Below are 16,901 nucleotides of genomic sequence, written 5' to 3'. Positions count from 1 at the left end.
TTCCGGAGCAGAATCGCCGTATGTCCGCCGACCGGTTGCTGCTGACGCTGCTGTTGCTCCAGACCCGTGGCCGCATGTCGGCGCGGCGGCTGGCCGACGAGTTGGGGGTGTCCGTACGGACGGCCTACCGCGACCTGGACCGCCTGCGGGCCACCGGGGTCCCGGTCTACGCCGAGCAGGGCCGTACCGGCGGCTACCAGCTGCTCGACGGTTACCGCACCCGCCTCACCGGGTTGAGCGAGGGCGAGGCCAGGGTGCTGTTCCTCGCCGGACTGCCCGCCCCCGCCGCCGATCTGGGACTCGGCGGGGAAGTGGCGGCGACGCGGCTGAAGTTGCTGGCTGCCCTGCCCGCCGCCCTGCGCGACGAGGCCACGCGGGCGGACGCGGTGTTCCACCTGGACGCCCCGGGTTGGTACGGGGAGGCCGAGGCGACGCCGTATCTGCCCCTGCTGGTGGACGCGGTGTTCGGCCGGCGGGCGGTGGACGTGCGGTACCGCCGCTGGCGCGAACCGCAGGAGGTGGAGCGGCGGTTGTGTCCGTACGGTCTCGTGCTCAAGTCGGGCACCTGGTACGTGGTGGCGGCGGCCGGGAGCAGGACGGAGGGCGGGACGGAGGGCGGGACCGGGGGCGGGCCCGGCGGCAGGACCGCCACGTACCGGATCAGCCAGATCCTCGACGCGGCGCCGAGCGACGAGCGCTTCGAACGGCCTGAGGACTTCGTCCTGCGCGACTACTGGTCGTCCTACCTGGACGACTTCGCCTCGCGCCGGTACACGGGCACCGCCACCGTCCGGCTGTCCCCGAGAGGCCGCGAGCGGCTGGCCGCGAACGTCCCTCCCGAGGTGGTACGGGCGTTCGCCGCCACCGCGACGCCGGCCGGCGCCGACGGCTGGACGGAGGCGGTCATCCCGACGGAGAGCACCGAGCACGCGTGCGGCGAACTCCTGCGCCTCGGCACCGACGTCGAGGTCGTCGGCCCGGAGGAACTGCGCCGGGCGATCTCCGACACGGCGCACGCCCTCGCGCGGACCTACGGGGACGGCGGCGAACGCCGGCGCCGCGCGTGACGTCCCTCTCGTCGTCCTGCCTCGCCGGACGGCGTTTGGCGGGACTTTGGTGAGGTTCTGGAGCGCTCCCCGAAGGTGAATGTGTACGTCCGATCCGCCACTCCAGGAGGTAAAACCATGAAGAAGATCCAGATCCGCAAGGCCGGTCCCGTCCGTCTGACGACCGCGGGCTGCTCCGTCTACCCGAGCGCCTGATCCAGGCTTAGGGCGGAAACGCCCTAGGGCGCACCGCCGTCCCGCGGAACCTCGCGGGGCGGCGGCACCCGCCCGCCTCAGGGCGCGCGGCGGCACAGGGCGACCGGGGGCGGTCACGGAGAAGCGAGGGTGAGCGGTGCCGGAACAGACCACCAGCCAGGGCACGGGAAAGCCGGTCCTCTTCCACCCGCTGGTCTATCTCGAAGACGGCGACGACGTGACGATCGGCCGCGCGGACATCGACTCGTACGCGGTCTTCCCGCCGGACGGCGCCCAACTCGTCCGCTGGCTCGAAGCCGGCGCGACCGCCGAGGAGGCCGCGGACCGCTACCGCCGCGCCTACGGTGAGAGCGCGGACGTCGAGGACGTCCTGGCGGCGCTGGAGGAGCTGGGCTTCACCAGGACCGCCGACGAGGACCCCGTCGAGACCGCCCCGCTGCGGTGGGTGCGCCTGAGCCGCGCGGTGTTCTCGCCGTACGCCTGGGTCTGCTACGCGGCGCTGGTGCTGGCGGCCGTGGTGATGATGGTACGTACGCCGAGCCTCGTGCCGACGTCGTACGACCTGGTCTTCAGCTCCTACTACTCCGTGGTCAATCTGACCCTGCTGGTCGCGGTCACCCCGCTGATCGCGCTGCACGAGATCTTCCACGCGCTGGCCGGACGCCGGCTGGGCATCCGCTCGCGCGTGTCGATGTCGTACCGCTTCTACTTCCTGGTGGTCGAGACCGCCCTCGACGGGCTGGTCGCGGTGCCCCGGCGCAAGCGCTACCTGCCGATCCTCGCGGGCATGCTCGCCGACGTCCTGGTGCTGAGCGCGCTGGTGGTCCTCGCCGGTGTCCTCGGCGGGGCGGGCGGCGACCCGTCCCTGGCCGGCCGGATCTGCCTGAGCGTCGCCTTCGCCACCTTCACCCGTCTGCTGTGGCAGTTCTTCTTCTACCTGCGCACCGACATCTACGTATTGATCACCACCGTGCTCGGCAACGTCGACCTGCACACCGTCGCGCTGAAGACGCTGCGCAACCGCTTCTTCCGCCTCGTCGGCCGGCGCGACCGGGTCACCGACCTCAGTACGGCGTATCCCGTGGACCTCAAGGCGGCCCGCTGGTACTCGTGGCTGGTGCTGGTCGGCTACACGATCAGCCTCAGCACCACGCTGTTCGCCCTGCTGCCGGTCTTCGTCCACATGTTCCTGGGCTCGGTCGAGCGCTTCGGCTCCGGGGAGTCGAGCGGTCTGCGCCTGCTGGACGCGGTGGGTTTCCTCGTCCTGCTGCTCGCGCAGATCCTGCTCCCGGTGTGGATCGCGTTCAGGGACCGCCGCGCGCGCCGCCGTTCTCCGTCCACCCACCTCACCGCCTGACGGCCCCGCGCCCCGGGGCACCGACCCTTCCCGCTCGAAAGGCAGGCTCATGAGCAGCCACTACTGGATACAGGCGCCGCTGCGGGCCGACCGTGACCGGCTGATCGCCGGTCTCGTGCTGCCGCCCGTCCTCGCGACGGTCAGCGCACACCGCCACCTGCGCGGGCCGTACACGGCGGTCGGTACGCTCCTGCGGAAGATCGCTCCGGAGACGCTGCGGCGCGACCCCGGTCTCGCGCAGCGCCACCGCATCGAAATCCAGGAGACCACGCCCGAGTTGGCGGGCCTGGTGCCGGCGATCCTGCGGCCCCTGGAGGCGAACGCCAAGGGGCCCGTCGCGCTGAGCCGGTATCCCGCGCGCCTGCACTCGCTGCGTGTCTGCCACGGTCTGGTCGATTTCATCGAGAGCCACCTCGCCGGGGCGGGGGACAACTCGGCGGGGGACGGCCCGGCGGGGGACACCCCGTACACCCTGGTCGTGACCGACGTCGAGCACGCCGACCCCACCGACCAGGAGTTCCTCGCCGTGCTGCTGCGGCGGATTCCCGCGCGGCTGCTGACCGTCGTGGTCGCCACCGGCCTCGACACACCGCCCGAGCAGCCGGGCCCGGTCTCCGAGTCCCTGCCGCGGGCCCTCCTCGCGTACACGGAGCGGATCGTGTCGTCCGAGGCGGATTCGGTGTCGTCCGACGGTGACGGGACCACCTCCCCGGACGACCTCGCCCGGGCCTTCGTCGAGTCCGACGGCGTCTCCGACGATACGAAGCAGCTCGCCGCGTACGAGGCGCTGGACCCGGCCCGCCGCACCGCGCTGCACGACGCGCGCGCCGCCGTCCTGGCCGAGGCCGCCGAGGCGGAGCCCTCGCTGCGGCTCGGCTCTCTCACGTACCACCTGGAACGCGGCAGCGCCCGCGCCACCGACGGCGTCAAGGCGCTGCGCTGGGCGCAGACCCGCTGCAAGTACCTCGGTCTGTACGCGACCTCCGTCGAGTACGGCAGGCGCGGGCTGCACCTGGTCGACGCGGAGCAACAGCCGGAGTTCTGGTGGGAGTTCACCCGGGACACCGCGGTGTCGCTCGCCGCGGCCGGCCGTGCGGACGAGTCCGCGGAGCTCCAGGACGAGGCCCGGCGGATCACCATCGACCCGTCCGTGCACATGAAACTCGCGTACGAGACCGGCATGCTCTACGCCCGCCACTTCGGCCCGGAGAAGCGGGATCCGGCCGTGGCGCGCGCCTGGATCAACCAGGCGATCGCCATCGCGTCGATCCTGGAGGACCCGCAGGAGCGGACGTTCTTCTCCGTCTTCAACCGCAACGGGCTCGCCCTCGTCGCCACCCGCACCGGGGGCATCGACGAGGCGCTGCGGCTGCTCGACGAGGGCATCGAGCGGCTGGACAGGGAACTCGGCCTCGGCGAGCGCAGCTGGCACCGGGTGGGCCTGCGCTACAACCGCGCCCAGGCCAACGCGATGAGCGGCCGGCTGGACGACGCGCTGGCGGACTACGCGGTGGTCATGAAGTTCGACGACTCGTTCTCCGACCACTACTTCAACCGGGGCAACATCCTGCGCCGCCTGGGCCGTACGGAGGAGGCGCTCGCCGACTACGAGCACGCGCTGACCCTGGAACCGCCCTTCCCCGAGGGCCACTACAACTGCGGGGACGCCCGGTTGGAGCTGGGCGACATCACCGGCGCCCTCGCCGAGTTCGACCGTACGCTCGTGCTCGACCCGCGCAACACGGACGCGTTGCTGAACCGGGCGGGGGTGCACGCCGAACTGGGCGACGAGGAGGCCGCGTTGCGCGACGTGGCGACGGGCCTCGAACTGGAGCCCGGCCACGCCCAGTTGCTCTCCCTCAAGGGCCGGCTGCTGGCCGAGCGGGGCGAGGCGGACTCCGCGCTCGACGCGCTCGCCGCGGCCCTGGAGAGCGACCCGGACCTGTCGGAGGCGTGGGCCGTCAAGGCGGAGATCGCCTTCGGCGCGGGCGATCTGGAGACGGCCGCGGCCGACTTCGACCGGGCGATCGGGCTCGGCGGCGGCATCGAGATCCGCTACAACCGGGGTCTGGTGTACGAGGCGGCGGGCCGTTTCGCCGAGGCCGCGAGCGACTTCGAGGCGGTGCTGGCGGAGACCGACGACGAGGACGCCCGCGCCCACCGCGCCTCCTGCCTGCGGGGCGAGCGGGTCGGGGTGTAGCACGCTCACTCCGTGAGCGGGCCGGGGCGTGGCACGCCCCGGCGTCAGGCCGCCGGACGGACGCGGGTGAGCGGGGCGGGGGCGTGTCCCCGAAGCCCCGCCCCGCGCCCGTCCGGCTCTGTCATCGGCAGCGCGGATGCCCGGTTCCGTAGGGCTCTCGGCCTTCCAGGGCGGCGAGTTGGGCCGCCTTGAGGCCGGGGCCCGGCTCTATGCCCAGCTCGGCGATCATCATGCCGCGCACCCGGGCGTAGACCATGAGGGCGTCGGCGCGGCGGCCCACGCGGCACAGGGCGCGGATCAACTGCTCGTGGAACGACTCCCGCAGCGGGTGGGTGGCGCACAACTCGCTGAGTTCACTGATGACATCGACGACTTCATGGCTTCGGCCGCGGCACAGGACCACGTCGATGTAGTCGCCGAGCGCCGACAGGTGCTCCTCCTCCAGGCGTACCCGGTACGAGCCGAGGCGGCCGGAGTGCTCCATGCCGGAGAAGGGGCGCCCGCGCCACAGCGCCAGGGCCTGTCTGAGTGCCACGCCCGCCTCCTGACATCGTCCGGCGGCGAGGTGGCGGCGGCCGGACGAGGTGAGCGAGCGGAAGCGGTCGAGGTCCAGTTCGCCGGGCGCCAGCCGCATCTGGTAGCCGCCGGTCTCGGTGCTCAGCAGCGGGTGGTGCCGCGGGTCCCGGGAGGCCGCGCCGTGCGCGGGGTCCAGGGCGCGGCGCAGGCCGGAGACGTACATCTGGAGGGTCGCGCCGGCGGCCTGCGGCGGCCGCTCCCCCCACAGCCCCTCGATCAGCCGGTCGGTCGGTACGGGAGTGTTGGCCGACAGCAGTAACAGGACCAGCAGGGCCCGCTGCTTGAGGGCGCTGGGTGTGCACAGCCGGCCGTCCTGATACATCGCCACCGGCCCCAGTACGAAATAGCGCGGGCCTTGCGTCTCGTTCGAAGCGACGATCCCCGGTGATGCTGAGGTGAGCTGACTGACCACGGCAGGTCTCCGAATTCTGTGGCGTTTGACTGATCGTTCCGGCAGTGCTGATATCGTCCTTGTTTCGTGTGCATGACGCGCGTAGAAAAATTGTCGTTCCGCAGGTTTGACGCAGGTGTTGAGCGCATCGTGCACAAGACGGATTCCGGGTCGGGCAGGGGCCATGGGCGGATCTGTTTCGGTGCCATTTCGACATCATGACCAGCGGCGTTCATCCGGCGGCCGAAAGGCGGGCCGACGTACTTTGTACGGGGTAAAGCTCCCCCAGAATGGGTGCTTTTCTTACGACCTTTCGACGGGAGCAAACCCTTCCAGGAACCGGCCACGCGGCACAGCTGGATTCAGGACAAAAGAGAGGTCGGGGCAACCTTTCCCGGCGGGGGTGGCCGACCGGCTGGTCAGGGCTGGTCAGGGCTGGTCCAGGTGGGTCGACGTGGTTCCTGGTTCGCCGGACCGGCCACCGCCCGGCGCTGTGGGGCCTTTCCGGCCCAGCCCGCCCACGCCCGGTCGGCCACGCCGAATCGGCGTGTTGTGAACTTGACAGATGTACGCCGAAAATGCCGTGGGCGGTGTGGCGGACGAGTGCGCGGGCGGTGGCCTCCCGGCCGCACCGGCACGTGTCACCCGTCGCCCGGGGGCTGTTGCCGCCGGGCGGCCCGTTCCTCGGGCGAGGGGCCGAACGTGTCGTCCACCGCCCGGCCGGTGTCCCTCCAGGTCTGGCCGGCCTCGTCCGCCGCCTTCCCGAACGACGCGGCGCTGCGGTCGGGGCTCAGGCAGAACCCGCGGACCCCCCGCACCCGGCGGTTCCGGAGGCCGTCACGAACCGGCTCAGCCATCCGCGCGCCGAGGTCCCGCTGCTCACCGCCGATGGACCCCCCGCCCCCTAAAGTGCAGACTGGCCCCGTTTGCACTGTGCGGACCTGAACACCTGAGCGGACCTGAACACCCGAAAGGCACACCGTCGTGAAGACCTTCACCCTGCCCGGCACCGACATCCTCGCCCCGAACATCGTGCTCGGCCTGATGCGTATCGCCGACAAGACCGACGACGAGATCCGCGAACTCGTCCGCACCGCCCGCGACGCGGGCATCGACTTCCTCGACCACGCCGACGTCTACGGCGGCGAACTGCACCACTGCGAACGCCGCTTCGCCGAGGCGCTGGCCCTGACCCCGTCGCAGCGCGACGAGATCACGATCCAGACGAAGGCGGGCATCGTCACGGACGGCCCGTACTACGACTTCTCGTACGAGCACATCGTCAAGTCGGTCGAGGGCTCGCTCGCGGCCCTGCGGACCGACCGCATCGACATCCTGCTCCTGCACCGCCCCGACGCGCTGGTCGAGCCGGAAGAGGTCGCCCGCGCCTTCGACGAGCTGGAATCCGCGGGCAAGGTACGTGCCTTCGGCGTGTCGAACCAGACCCCGCGCCAGATCGACCTGCTGCGCAAGTACGTACGCCAGCCCCTCGTGGCCAACCAGCTCCAGCTCTCGATCACCCACGAGCCGATCATCGCCCAGGGCGTCTCCACGAACATGCTCGCCGAGCAGCAGGCGGTCACCCTCGACGGCGGGGGGATCGTCGACTACTGCCGTCTGCACGACATCACCATCCAGGCGTGGTCCCCCTTCCAGGCCGGCTTCTTCACGGGCGTCTTCCTCGGCTCGCCCGACTACCCCGAGCTCAACGCCGTCATCGACCGTCTCGCCCGCCAGTACGACGTCCCGGCCATCGCGATCGCGACCGCCTGGATCACCCGCCACCCCGCCCGGATGCAGGTCGTGCTGGGCACCACCAGCCCGGAGCGCGTCGCGGGCGCCGCCCAGGGCTCCGACCTCCCGCTCACCCGGGCGGAGTGGTACGAACTGTTCCGCGCCGCGGGCCACCTCGTCCCCTGATCCCGTACGGGCGTCGGGAGCGCCCCGTACCGTACGCCGGCGCTGCCGGCCGCCGGAGCGGACGTCGTCCATGGAGCCCGGCATCCGGGCGTCGACCAGGTCCGGGTGGCCCCTTGCGCGTGGATCAGGCGGAAGGGGTGGGGGCGTCGGGGGGCGGGGTCGTGGGGGAGCCGGTCCAGCGGAGGGTGACGTCCAGGTGGGCGCCCGCGTTGGAGCTGGCGATCACGCCGCCCAGCTTGGCGTCCAGGACCACGCCGAAGGTGACTTCGACCTCGTCGGGGCGGTGGGCGAGGGTACGGAAGCCGTCGATCACCTCGACGGCGGCGCCGGTGATGGGGGCCAGGGCCTCGTGAAGGGTCTGCTGGGCGGCCTCCAGGCGGCGGCCGAGGCTGACCGCTCCCGTACCGGCGCGGGCGGGAAGTGCCACGAGAACGGCGGTTCCGTCGGCGAGGGTGAACTGGACGGCGTCTGGCATGGGACTCCTCTGGTGAGGGGGTGAGGGGGTGAGGGGGTGAGGGGGTGAGGGTGGTTCGGGGGCGTGTGGGGGTCAGGACGGAGGCGCGCACAGTTGGTCCGGCGGGACCGGGGACCCGCCCCTGCTGGACCGGACTTGGTCCAGCCCGTCGAGGAGCGTCCGCAGCAGCGACTCGTCGGACGTGTAGTCGAGCACCGCCCGGTAGAAGGCGGCCGACAGGTCGGGGGTCATCGCGTCGGCGGCGCTGAAGCACAGCGTGTGGCCGGAGTCCGGCCGGAGCATCGCGGCGATCCGCCGCTGCGCGGAGTTGGCGTACTCCTCGGGCCGTACCCGGCTGTTGGCGGAAAAGCCGTACCCCCCGGGCTCGTTGACCCAGGTGCGCTGGGCCTCGGCGCCGGAGAGATAGGTGATGAGCCGGCCGGCGTTCGGGTTCGTGGTGAACCTGCCGACGAAGTCCGCCGAGACCTCCAGCCGGCGCACCGGCTCCGGCGCCGACGTCACGAAGTCGTACGCCGTCCCCGCCGCGGCGGAGTCCGGGAAGCCCATGGCGGACAGGGTGCCGTGACCGAAGAAGCAGGTGGGGGGCTTGGTGGTCATGCCGTTCGCCGCGTCCGCGAACCTCCGGACGGACGCCCCCTCGACACTGCCGGCGACGATGCCGCGCCACGCCCGCCAGGCCGCCGAGACCTGCGGCGAGTTCCACCGCAGCCGGCCCGACAACCACTTCTTGTAGGCGTCCGTGCCGTGTTGGGAGAGCAGGATGTCGGCGATCCAGTCGGCCCCGGGCCAGCCGGAGGTCGGACCGGACGCCAGGCCCAGGCACCAGGTCCCCGTCGCCCGGCCGGACAGGGCCCGGAGCGCGGGCGGACTGGTCGACCGCGGCGCACGCGTGACCGTGGGGTTGAACCAGATGAGGCTCTTGACGTCCGCCTTGACGGGCACCGCCAGCACCCGGCCGCCGACGGTGCCGAGTCCGCGGAACGGCTGCGCGTACTCCTCCGTGATCGGGTCGCCGAGCGGCTGAAGGTCCCCGGCGTACTGGTTCAGCGCTCCCACACTGGGGAGTACGGCCAGGTCGGGCGGCGCGCCCGCGGCGACCGCGGCGTCGAGCTGCTGGGTCTGGGCCCGGGTGACCTCCAGGTCGACCTGGACGCCGGTGTCCTCCTCGAACGTCTTGATCACCGTGTAGAACGCCTGGAATTCGTCCCCCGACCAGGGGACCATGACGGTCAGCCGCTCGTCGCGCGGCCCACTGCCGCAGGCGACGGCGGTCAGGAGCAGCCCGAGCGCCGCGGCGCAGCGCGTCAGGCGCGCGGTGAGGGCGCTCATGACCGCGGGAACCGGTACTCGGCGAGGCGGGGACGGTAGGCGAGGTACGCGAGCACGGCCGCGGCGGCGAGCAACGCGAGCGCGAGCGTCATCGTCAGCGGATGTCCCGCCAACGGCGTTCTCTCCAGGCCCTGTTGGGCGTCCCGCGCGCCGCGGACGGCGGTGGCGGCGCCGACCGACGCGGTGGCCAGCAGGGCGATCGGGAGGCCCGGGCCGACGTACCGGCGGAAGTGCCGTGCCACGACGTGGCCGGTGGCCAGGACGAGCAGCAGCATGACGGCGGAGGGGCCGACGAGCAGGGGGTAGACGTGGGCCGGGTCCAGCCAGGCCGAGTCGAGCTGCCGGGTCAGCGCCTCCTGCTGGGTGGCCGTGAGGTCGTCGAGCGAGGCCGTGAGACCGCCGGTGCCCGGGATGGCCCCGGGAGTGGTGTCGGGGTCCACCTGCGGCCGGTCGGTCAGCGCCGCGTGGGCGGCCTCCATGCCCTTCGCGCCGGTACGGGGATAGTCGCGGACGGCGGCGTCGGCCAATTGCAGGCAGGTGGTCAACTGGCCCAGCACGAACTGGAACTGGGTCAGTCCGCGCTCGCCCGCCGCGTTGCCCTCCGCCGCCGACGTGACGTTCGTGTAGACGCTGGCGGTCTGGTTGGCGAATTCGGTACCGGTGCCGATCAGGGAGACCTGCCCGGTGTCGAAGGCGGCCGTGAGCGCCTCGGCCGCGTTCTCGGCGGCGCCGTGCGCGGTCCTGATGTCGCTGATCGCCTCGTCGGTGTTCCGGGCCGCGGACAGCTGCTCCTCGGCCTTGGTCGACACCACCAGGTACAGCAGCGCCGTGGCCGCCACGGTGGCGAGAACGCCGGCGCGGAGCCAGCGCAGCAGTGTGGTCGGGTGGGTGGCCCGGAGCCGGGTCCGCCCTCGGGCCAGGGGGCCGCGCGGGGAGCGCCGGGGCGGGGTGGGGTCGGTGGTCGTGAGGCGTCCGTCGGGGGCGGTCACAAGGCGTCCACCGGAGTGCCGCCGCCATGGCCACGGCCGCCGGGGCCGTTGCCGCTACGACCGTTGCCGCCCCGGCCGTTGTCGTCAGGACCACCGCCGGGATCCCCGCCCCGACCGCCGCCCTGCCCGTCCGCCCCGCCGTCGAACTCGTACCCGCACTCCTCGCAGTGCCGCGGCCGCCGCGCCGTGGTGGTCGTACCGCATCGCAGGCATCGGCGCCGCAGCGGCTCGCCGTCCGGCGGCGGCGGATGGATCGGGTCGTCGTCCGGAGCCCTGGTCCTGGTGGATCTCAGGCCGAGCCGCTGCATGATCCCGCGCGGCGCCGAGCGGTCCAGCCGCGGCCGGCCGTCGGGACCGGTGACGGTGACGGAACGCAGCAGCTCCAGCCGTCCGAAGTCCCCGAGGGCCGCCGCCAGTTCGAGCGCGGTCCGCAGTTCGCGGTCGGCCTGCTCGTACCGTCCGCTCTGCTGCGCGTCGGCGCAGGCCCGCATCGCGAGGCCCAGTTCGTGGAGGTTCTCGACCCGGGTGTGGCTCTCGGGCGTCCTGACCGGGAAGTCCGGTGTGGCGCGGCGCACCACGACGAGCGCCTCGGGGGCGGCGCACGGTTCGCGGCTGCCGTCGTCCCGTTCGGCGCGCAGGGTGATGCGGGCGGCGCGCAGCTCCTCGCCGACGCGCAGTGTCGCGGGGTCGAACCGCAGCGACACGAGGTACTGCCGGTCCTCCGGCGGCCAGGAGCCCAGCGGTACGTGGATCTCGTCGTCGCGGTGCTGCTGCCGCGCGGTCAGGTGGGCCTCGACGGGAAGGGTCTGCCGGACGAAGCCCAGCCGGAAACGGTCGTTGAGGCGCAGGCCCAGGTAGACCCGGGGGACGACGATGCGGCGGGCCTGCTCCATGAGGCGGGTGAAGTCCCGGGTGAGGTCGGAGACGGTGACGACCGCCTCCGCGCTGCCGTGCAACGCCTCGGTGATACGGAGCAGTTCGGCGTAGTGGTAGTCGCCGCCGAGCCCGCGGGCGTCGCACACGAACCGGTCGGCGCACGCTTCGAGCGCCCTGCCCAGTTCCTCGGGCGTCTCGTGTTCGTCCTTGCCGTCCGTGTAGAGCACGGCGTGCCGTACGGTTCCGCGCGCCGTCACCGTGGCGAAGAGGCGGTCGGCGCAGGCCAGCCACTTCCCGATGGCGGTGCCGCCCTCGGGCAGTTGGTCCAGGACGCGGTTCTTGGCCTCCGTCCTGGCCGTGGCGTCGATACGGGCGAGGCCGCCGGTCGCCGGGAAGATGACCTCGGCCTCGTGGTGTCCGGCGACGATTCCCAGGTACGTGCCGTCCTGGAGGGCGTCGACCGCCGCGCACATCGCGCGTTTCGCCTCGTTGAGCTTGCCCTGGCCGGCCATGGACAGCGACTTGTCCATGATCAGGACTTCGGCGATCGGCGCCACGGCGGGCGCTCGCGCGTCGGTACGGGCCCTGATCGTGAGGAGCGCGTCCATCCGCTCGTCGTCGTACGCGACGTCCGAGGACGCGTCGACCTCGAGGGCGAAGCTCAGCCCTAACGGCGGTCTGTCCCCCGCCGGCGTCACCTGACCGCCTCGTAACATGTCATGTCCCCCTCCAAATTCGAGCCTAGCGGCCCGGTCGGCTCTCCGAAACGCGTTGACCGTTCCCGTCGGCTGTCCCGTCCCGGCGGCCCCGCTCACGCCCCCGCTCGCGCCCCCGCCATCGCCACGCCAGCGGCGGACGCAGCCGGTTCGCCAGATCGACCAGGGCCGTGTAGTCGCGCGCGGTGGCGGCGTGCGGGCCGAGCCGGCGGACCGTCTCCGACAGCGCCAGCCGGTCGCCGGTGCGCAGATACTCCGCGTACTGGAGTTCGGCGCTCAGCCCGGCCGCCGCCGCGGTGCCCACGTCGAGCCGGGCCAACGCCTCGCGGGCGCGCGCCAGTTCCGCCTCCGCCGGGTCGGCGGGCCGGGCCGGGCCGACCGCGTCGCCCGCCGCCGCGCCGCCCGGGTCGCCGTTCCCGCCGGGCTCCGGCGCGGCGACGGTCACCAGCAGCCGTACCGCCGCCACCCGCGCCTCCCGCTCGTACCGGAACTCCTGCGACAGCCGTTCCGCCGTGGCCACCGCGTCCGCGCGCCGGCCGGACAGCAGGTGCACGCGGGCCAGGCCGAAGCCCGCCGCGCCGAGCGCGGGGGTGGTGTCGAAGACCGTGCCGTAGTGCGAGCGGGCGACGGCGAGGTCACCGCGCAGCTCCGCGCACAGGCCGAGGGCGAGCTGGGGGATGAGTTCGCCGGGGAGCGCGGCGCGGACCTCGGTGAAGTGCGCGGTGGCCGCGACCGCGTCCGCGCGGGTCAGGGCGATCAGACCGGAGTACCAGGAGTGCAGCCAGTGCCACCGGGGCAGCGTCGCGCGGGCCAGGGCGCGTTCGGCCAGGTCCGCGTCGTCCCTGCGCAGCGCGAGCCGGGCCTCGGCGAGCGAACTCTCCGCGGACTCGGCTATGTCCGGCTCGTCGGGATCGCCCAGCGGCGTCGGGAGCGCCACCGCGATGGTCGCGGGCGCCGGTGAGGAGAAGGTCGGCGGCAGCGTCAGCGCCCCGTCCCCCGTCAGCTCCGCCGTGAACCAGTGGGCGAGCGGGCGCGCCGCCCCCAGGCCACCGTGCAGGGACTCCGACATCGAGCCGAAGAGCGCCGACGGCCTGGTCACCTGCCGCAGCGTCGGCGGCGCCGCCACGACCTGCCGTATCACCCCGCTGAGCTGCTCACCGAACTGCCGGGCCGACACGAACCGGCGCTGGGGCACGGCGGTGTCGGTGGCGCGCGCCAGCAGCAGGCGCAGCGAGTCGATGCCGGGCGCGGTGCGCTCCAGCAGGTGGAGGCGGGACACCTCCTTCAGCGTCACGCCGAGCCCGTACAGGTCGAAGCCCGGAGTGGGGCGTACGTGCTCCGGATCGTGCTCCGGGGGCGCGTAGACGTCGGTGTACGCCGTGACCGGACCCGTGTCCTTCCTGGTCCGTACGGCACCGAAGTCGATGAGCCGCACCCGGTCGCGCGGCCCGGCGGAACTCTCCTCCTTGAACCGGATGATGTTCAGCGGCTTGACGTCGCAGTGCAACAGCCCCCTGGCGTGCAGGTAGTCGAGCGCCTGGAGGATGCGGACCCCGTGCGCGAGGAGGAATTCGAGCCGGTCGCCGGGGAGCGCCGTCAGCGGCGCGCCCGGCAGGTACTCCAGCACCAGGTGCGGGCCCTCGGTCTCGTACCCGAGGATGCGGACGATGCTGTCGTGACGCAGCCCGACCAGGACCGTCCGCTCGTGGTGCACCGTCGAGGCCACCGAGGTGTTCCTGAGCTTCTTCAGGACCACGTCCGTGGCGAGGTTGCGGTCGTGGGCGAGGTACGCGGCGCCGTACGCGCCCGCCCCGAGGTAGCGCTCGACGTCGTACCGCCCGGCGATGGTCAGGCCGCGCGGCTGGGCGAAGTCGAACGGGGCGCCGCAGTGGGGGCAGTAGCCCGCGACGCGGCCCGGCGCGCCGTCGTGACCGCGGCCGACCGGCTCTCCGCAGGCGGCGTTGTCGCAGAAGCGGTACTCCTCGGCGATCGCCGTGGGCTCCGGGGTGGGGGTGTCGACGGCCTCGGGCAGCTGTCCGGCCTCGGCGAGGTCGAGCCCGTACCAGGGATCGGGGCGTACGTTCGCCACGCCGATGCTCACGCCCTGTGTCTCGGCCTGGTGCTCGGCGGGCGGGAGGGGGGCCCGCTCCAGCGGGCGCCGGTCGCACACGGCGCAGAAGCCCTGCTCGTCGATCGGGCCGCGCCCGCAGTCGGGGCGGTTGCACCTCTGCGCCGCCCGGCCCCCGCCCTTCTCCGCCGCCTCACCCTTCCCCACGCCACTCCCCCTCCTCGATCCGGCGGTTGACCTCGTCGATGTAGCGCCGCACCCGTTTCCGTGCCGCCGGCAGGTCGATCGGCGGGGTCTGGAGAGCGCGGGCGGCGGGTGCGTACAGCTCGCCGAGCGCCAGGTCCTCGTCGCCGAAGTACCGCGCGGCCCGCACCCGGTGGACCTCCAGGGACTTGCGCAGATCCTCCAGGGCCGCGGTCATCAGCCCCAACTCCTTGCTGAACCGGGCGACTTCGGCGCGGGCGGCGGCGGCATGGAGGTGGATCGCGGCGAGTTCGGGATCGGGCCCGGTGCCGCGCGCGACGGCGGTACGGACCCGCAGGCGCGGCGCGGCCGCGACCGGCAGGCGGGGCGCGGCGAAGAACCACCGCCCGGACGCGGCCTGGAGCCGGGCCGCCGCGTCCTCCTCGGCCGCCAGCTGCCCGACGGCCGCCTCGGCCGCCTCCGCGGTCACGCCGCCGGGCGCCCCGCCCCGTACGGTCGAGGTGAGCCGCTCGGCGTCGAGGGACACCTCGTACGGCATGCCGGACGGCGGCCGGTCCTCGAAGCCGAGGGCCAGGCGCAGGCCGCGCGTCCGGGCGCGGGCCGCGAGCGGCCCCAGCAGCCGGCGCACCAGTTCCCCGGGATCCTCCGCCCGGTCGACGCTGCCCACCACCAGGCAGGCCGGCGGGCGGCGGCGTAATAACTGGCGCACGATGTCCCGGTCGTCGCCGCCCGGGAGCCCGAACCGCTCGGTCAGATAGCCCTGTACGTCCTCGACACTCCTGCCCCGGGCGTCGTACGCCGCGTCTATGGCGCCCAGCCCGAGCACGGTGTCCCCGGGCGCCCCGGCGATCTCGGCGTCGGACAGGCCGGCCCGGGCGGCGGGATCGGCGGTACGGACCAGGCGCACCAGCCACGAGCCGCCCGCCCCGGTCGCGCCGCCGGTGCCGACGACCACGGCGCCCGCCCACCTGCCGTCGAGCAGCCGGGTGAGTTCCTGGGTGAGGGCCAGCCGCAGCGAGTCGCCCAGCACGTCGTCGGGCCACTTCCCGGCGGAGGGGCCGAGGTCGTTGGTGCGTACGCCGTCGGTGTACGGCTCGATCTGCGGCAGGTACGCCTGGATGGTCTCGGTCGGCAGCATCCAGGCGGCGTGGGCGTCGCCGTCCACGTAGTCGGCCACCACGATGCCGATGACGCGGCCCCTGAACTCCCCTTCGCTGACGGCCACTCCGGCGCCCGAGTAGCCCGGCTCGATCCACGGGCCCCGGGGGCGGACCTGGTTGAGCAGACCCCACTCGCCCTCCCGGCCGCCGGAGCCGGCCAGTTCGGCGTCCGCCCCCATGCCGAGCGTCCCGGACGCCTCGGGGAAGCCGTACACGCTCACGCCGCCGGCGGAGAGCGGCACCCGCCACAGGGTGGTACGGGTCCCGCAGTCGGCCGGCTCGTCCAGCCGGAGCAGCGTCACGTCGCCCCGCTGGGTGTCGTTCTTCTGCACCCAGGACCCCGGGGCGACCCGCGCGGTCCTGGTCCATTCCGGGCGGCAGGCGACACTGGTGATCCGCACACCGCCGGCGGTCCCGCCGGGCGCGGCCCCCGCGTTCCTGACGACGTGCGCGCAGGTCAGGACGTGCCGTTCGTCGAGCAACACCCCGGCACCACGGGGAGTCCCGTCCGCGTCGTCCACCCTGACCCGCCAGGGTTTGTCGCTGTGGTGATGCTGCCCCATGTTTCCCACCGTAGTACGACACCGGGCAGGACGTACCCGGCGCGGGGAAACCGCCCGGGATCGGTGGGGTCCGGTGGGTCTGCGCGGGGCGGTTCGGGCGCCGTTGGTGGGCGCGGCTTACTGATGTCCTCAATCGCCGGACGGGCTTGGTGGTGCCCGCTGCGGGCCGGTGGCCTGGGTGCGGGTTGTTGCCGGGGGCCGGGCAGGGGTCGTGTCCTGCACTGCATGTTTTACGTCGCGTGCGGGGTCTTGTTTTGCGTAACGGTAGTCATGCGACACAAAACACGCTTTACGTTCCGGACACGACCCCTGCCCGTCCCCCTTCCAGGCCCGCGTCAAAACAACCCCGGCCCACCCCGGGTCTTTAAGCCCGTCCGGCGATTGAGGACATCGTTAACCCGCACCCGGCAACGGGCACCAAGACCCAGCCCGCCCGGACGCACCCCCAGCCCGTCCGGCGTTTGAGGACATCAGTGAGCCGCGCCCGCGTGCCGGGCCACAACCACCCCCGGGGCGGGCGGGGTCGTTCACCGTTCCCCTCGGCGTGAGGGGGGTGGGGTCGGAGGAGGTGCGTGTGTCCGGACGTAAAGCGTGTTTTGTGGCGCATGGCTACCGTTACGCAAAACAAGACCTCGCACGCGCCGTAAAACATGCAGTCCGGACATACGTGCCTCCGGAGGCCCCGCCCCCCGTCACCACGACAAACCCAGCCCGTCCGGCGTTTGAGGACATCAGTAAGGCGCGCCCACCACCGGGGCGCAGGCGCCCGTCCAGCGCGAGGACACGCAAGACGCCGCGCCCCCACCGCCGGACCC

General features: G+C 73.0%; 12 protein-coding genes. 4 read left to right on the top strand and 8 right to left on the bottom strand.

Translation table 11 applies throughout. The features are described 5' to 3' along the window. Positions 1–20: 20 nt before the first annotated feature. The 3 genes from ACIODU_RS01580 to ACIODU_RS01570 all read left to right on the top strand — a co-directional run bounded on the left by ACIODU_RS01580 (position 21) and on the right by ACIODU_RS01570 (position 4,819). Positions 21–1,067 carry a helix-turn-helix transcriptional regulator gene (locus tag ACIODU_RS01580; protein WP_401762652.1) on the top strand — a complete coding sequence of 349 codons (1,047 nt, stop codon included), beginning with the start codon at positions 21–23 and terminating at the stop codon, positions 1,065–1,067. A gap of 331 nt (positions 1,068–1,398) precedes the next feature. Next, on the top strand, positions 1,399–2,619 hold the full coding sequence (locus ACIODU_RS01575; RefSeq protein ID WP_401762649.1) for a hypothetical protein: 1,221 nt from the start codon (positions 1,399–1,401) through the stop codon (positions 2,617–2,619). A gap of 49 nt (positions 2,620–2,668) precedes the next feature. Continuing rightward, on the top strand, positions 2,669–4,819 hold the full coding sequence (locus tag ACIODU_RS01570; RefSeq protein WP_401762646.1) for a tetratricopeptide repeat protein: 2,151 nt from the start codon (positions 2,669–2,671) through the stop codon (positions 4,817–4,819). Between the two features lie 121 nt (positions 4,820–4,940). On the opposite strand, the gene ACIODU_RS01565 is transcribed toward ACIODU_RS01570, so the two are convergent. Beyond that, a complete protein-coding gene (locus tag ACIODU_RS01565) occupies positions 4,941–5,717 on the bottom strand; it encodes an AfsR/SARP family transcriptional regulator (RefSeq protein WP_356418806.1) in 777 nt (258 codons plus the stop codon). Positions 5,718–6,427: 710 nt separating this feature from the next. After that, positions 6,428–6,643, bottom strand: a complete 216-nt coding sequence (locus ACIODU_RS01560; RefSeq protein ID WP_401762644.1) for a hypothetical protein — start codon at positions 6,641–6,643, stop codon at positions 6,428–6,430. 127 nt (positions 6,644–6,770) lie between these two features. Here ACIODU_RS01560 and ACIODU_RS01555 point away from each other — a divergent pair, with 127 nt between their 5' ends. Further along, positions 6,771–7,706: an aldo/keto reductase gene (locus ACIODU_RS01555; protein ID WP_356418526.1), complete on the top strand. Its 936-nt coding sequence runs from the start codon at positions 6,771–6,773 to the stop codon at positions 7,704–7,706. Positions 7,707–7,830: 124 nt separating this feature from the next. Here the strand turns inward: ACIODU_RS01555 and ACIODU_RS01550 are convergent, their stop codons facing one another. The 6 genes from ACIODU_RS01550 to ACIODU_RS01525 form a co-directional block, all read right to left on the bottom strand. Beyond that, a complete protein-coding gene (locus ACIODU_RS01550; protein WP_401762641.1) occupies positions 7,831–8,181 on the bottom strand; it encodes a CU044_2847 family protein in 351 nt (116 codons plus the stop codon). Between the two features lie 72 nt (positions 8,182–8,253). Next, on the bottom strand, positions 8,254–9,510 hold the full coding sequence (locus ACIODU_RS01545) for an ABC transporter substrate-binding protein (protein ID WP_401762638.1): 1,257 nt from the start codon (positions 9,508–9,510) through the stop codon (positions 8,254–8,256). After that, positions 9,507–10,499, bottom strand: a complete 993-nt coding sequence (locus ACIODU_RS01540) for a hypothetical protein (protein ID WP_401762635.1) — start codon at positions 10,497–10,499, stop codon at positions 9,507–9,509. The genes ACIODU_RS01545 and ACIODU_RS01540 overlap by 4 nt, the downstream gene beginning before the upstream one ends. Further along, a complete protein-coding gene (locus ACIODU_RS01535) occupies positions 10,496–12,091 on the bottom strand; it encodes a VWA domain-containing protein (protein WP_401762632.1) in 1,596 nt (531 codons plus the stop codon). The genes ACIODU_RS01540 and ACIODU_RS01535 overlap by 4 nt, the downstream gene beginning before the upstream one ends. A gap of 25 nt (positions 12,092–12,116) precedes the next feature. After that, complete coding sequence (locus ACIODU_RS01530) at positions 12,117–14,366, bottom strand: tetratricopeptide repeat protein (RefSeq protein WP_401762630.1); 2,250 nt, start codon at positions 14,364–14,366, stop codon at positions 12,117–12,119. Beyond that, positions 14,353–16,086 (bottom strand): trypsin-like peptidase domain-containing protein, encoded by a 1,734-nt coding sequence (locus ACIODU_RS01525; protein ID WP_401762628.1) that lies wholly within the window; start codon positions 16,084–16,086, stop codon positions 14,353–14,355. The genes ACIODU_RS01530 and ACIODU_RS01525 overlap by 14 nt, the downstream gene beginning before the upstream one ends. Positions 16,087–16,901 lie beyond the last annotated feature (815 nt).

Source organism: Streptomyces sp. NPDC088261, from assembly GCF_044740805.1.
Classification (GTDB): domain Bacteria; phylum Actinomycetota; class Actinomycetes; order Streptomycetales; family Streptomycetaceae; genus Streptomyces.
The sequence above is the reverse complement of the archived record's forward strand: the minus strand, read 5'-3'. Positions and strand labels throughout refer to the sequence as shown.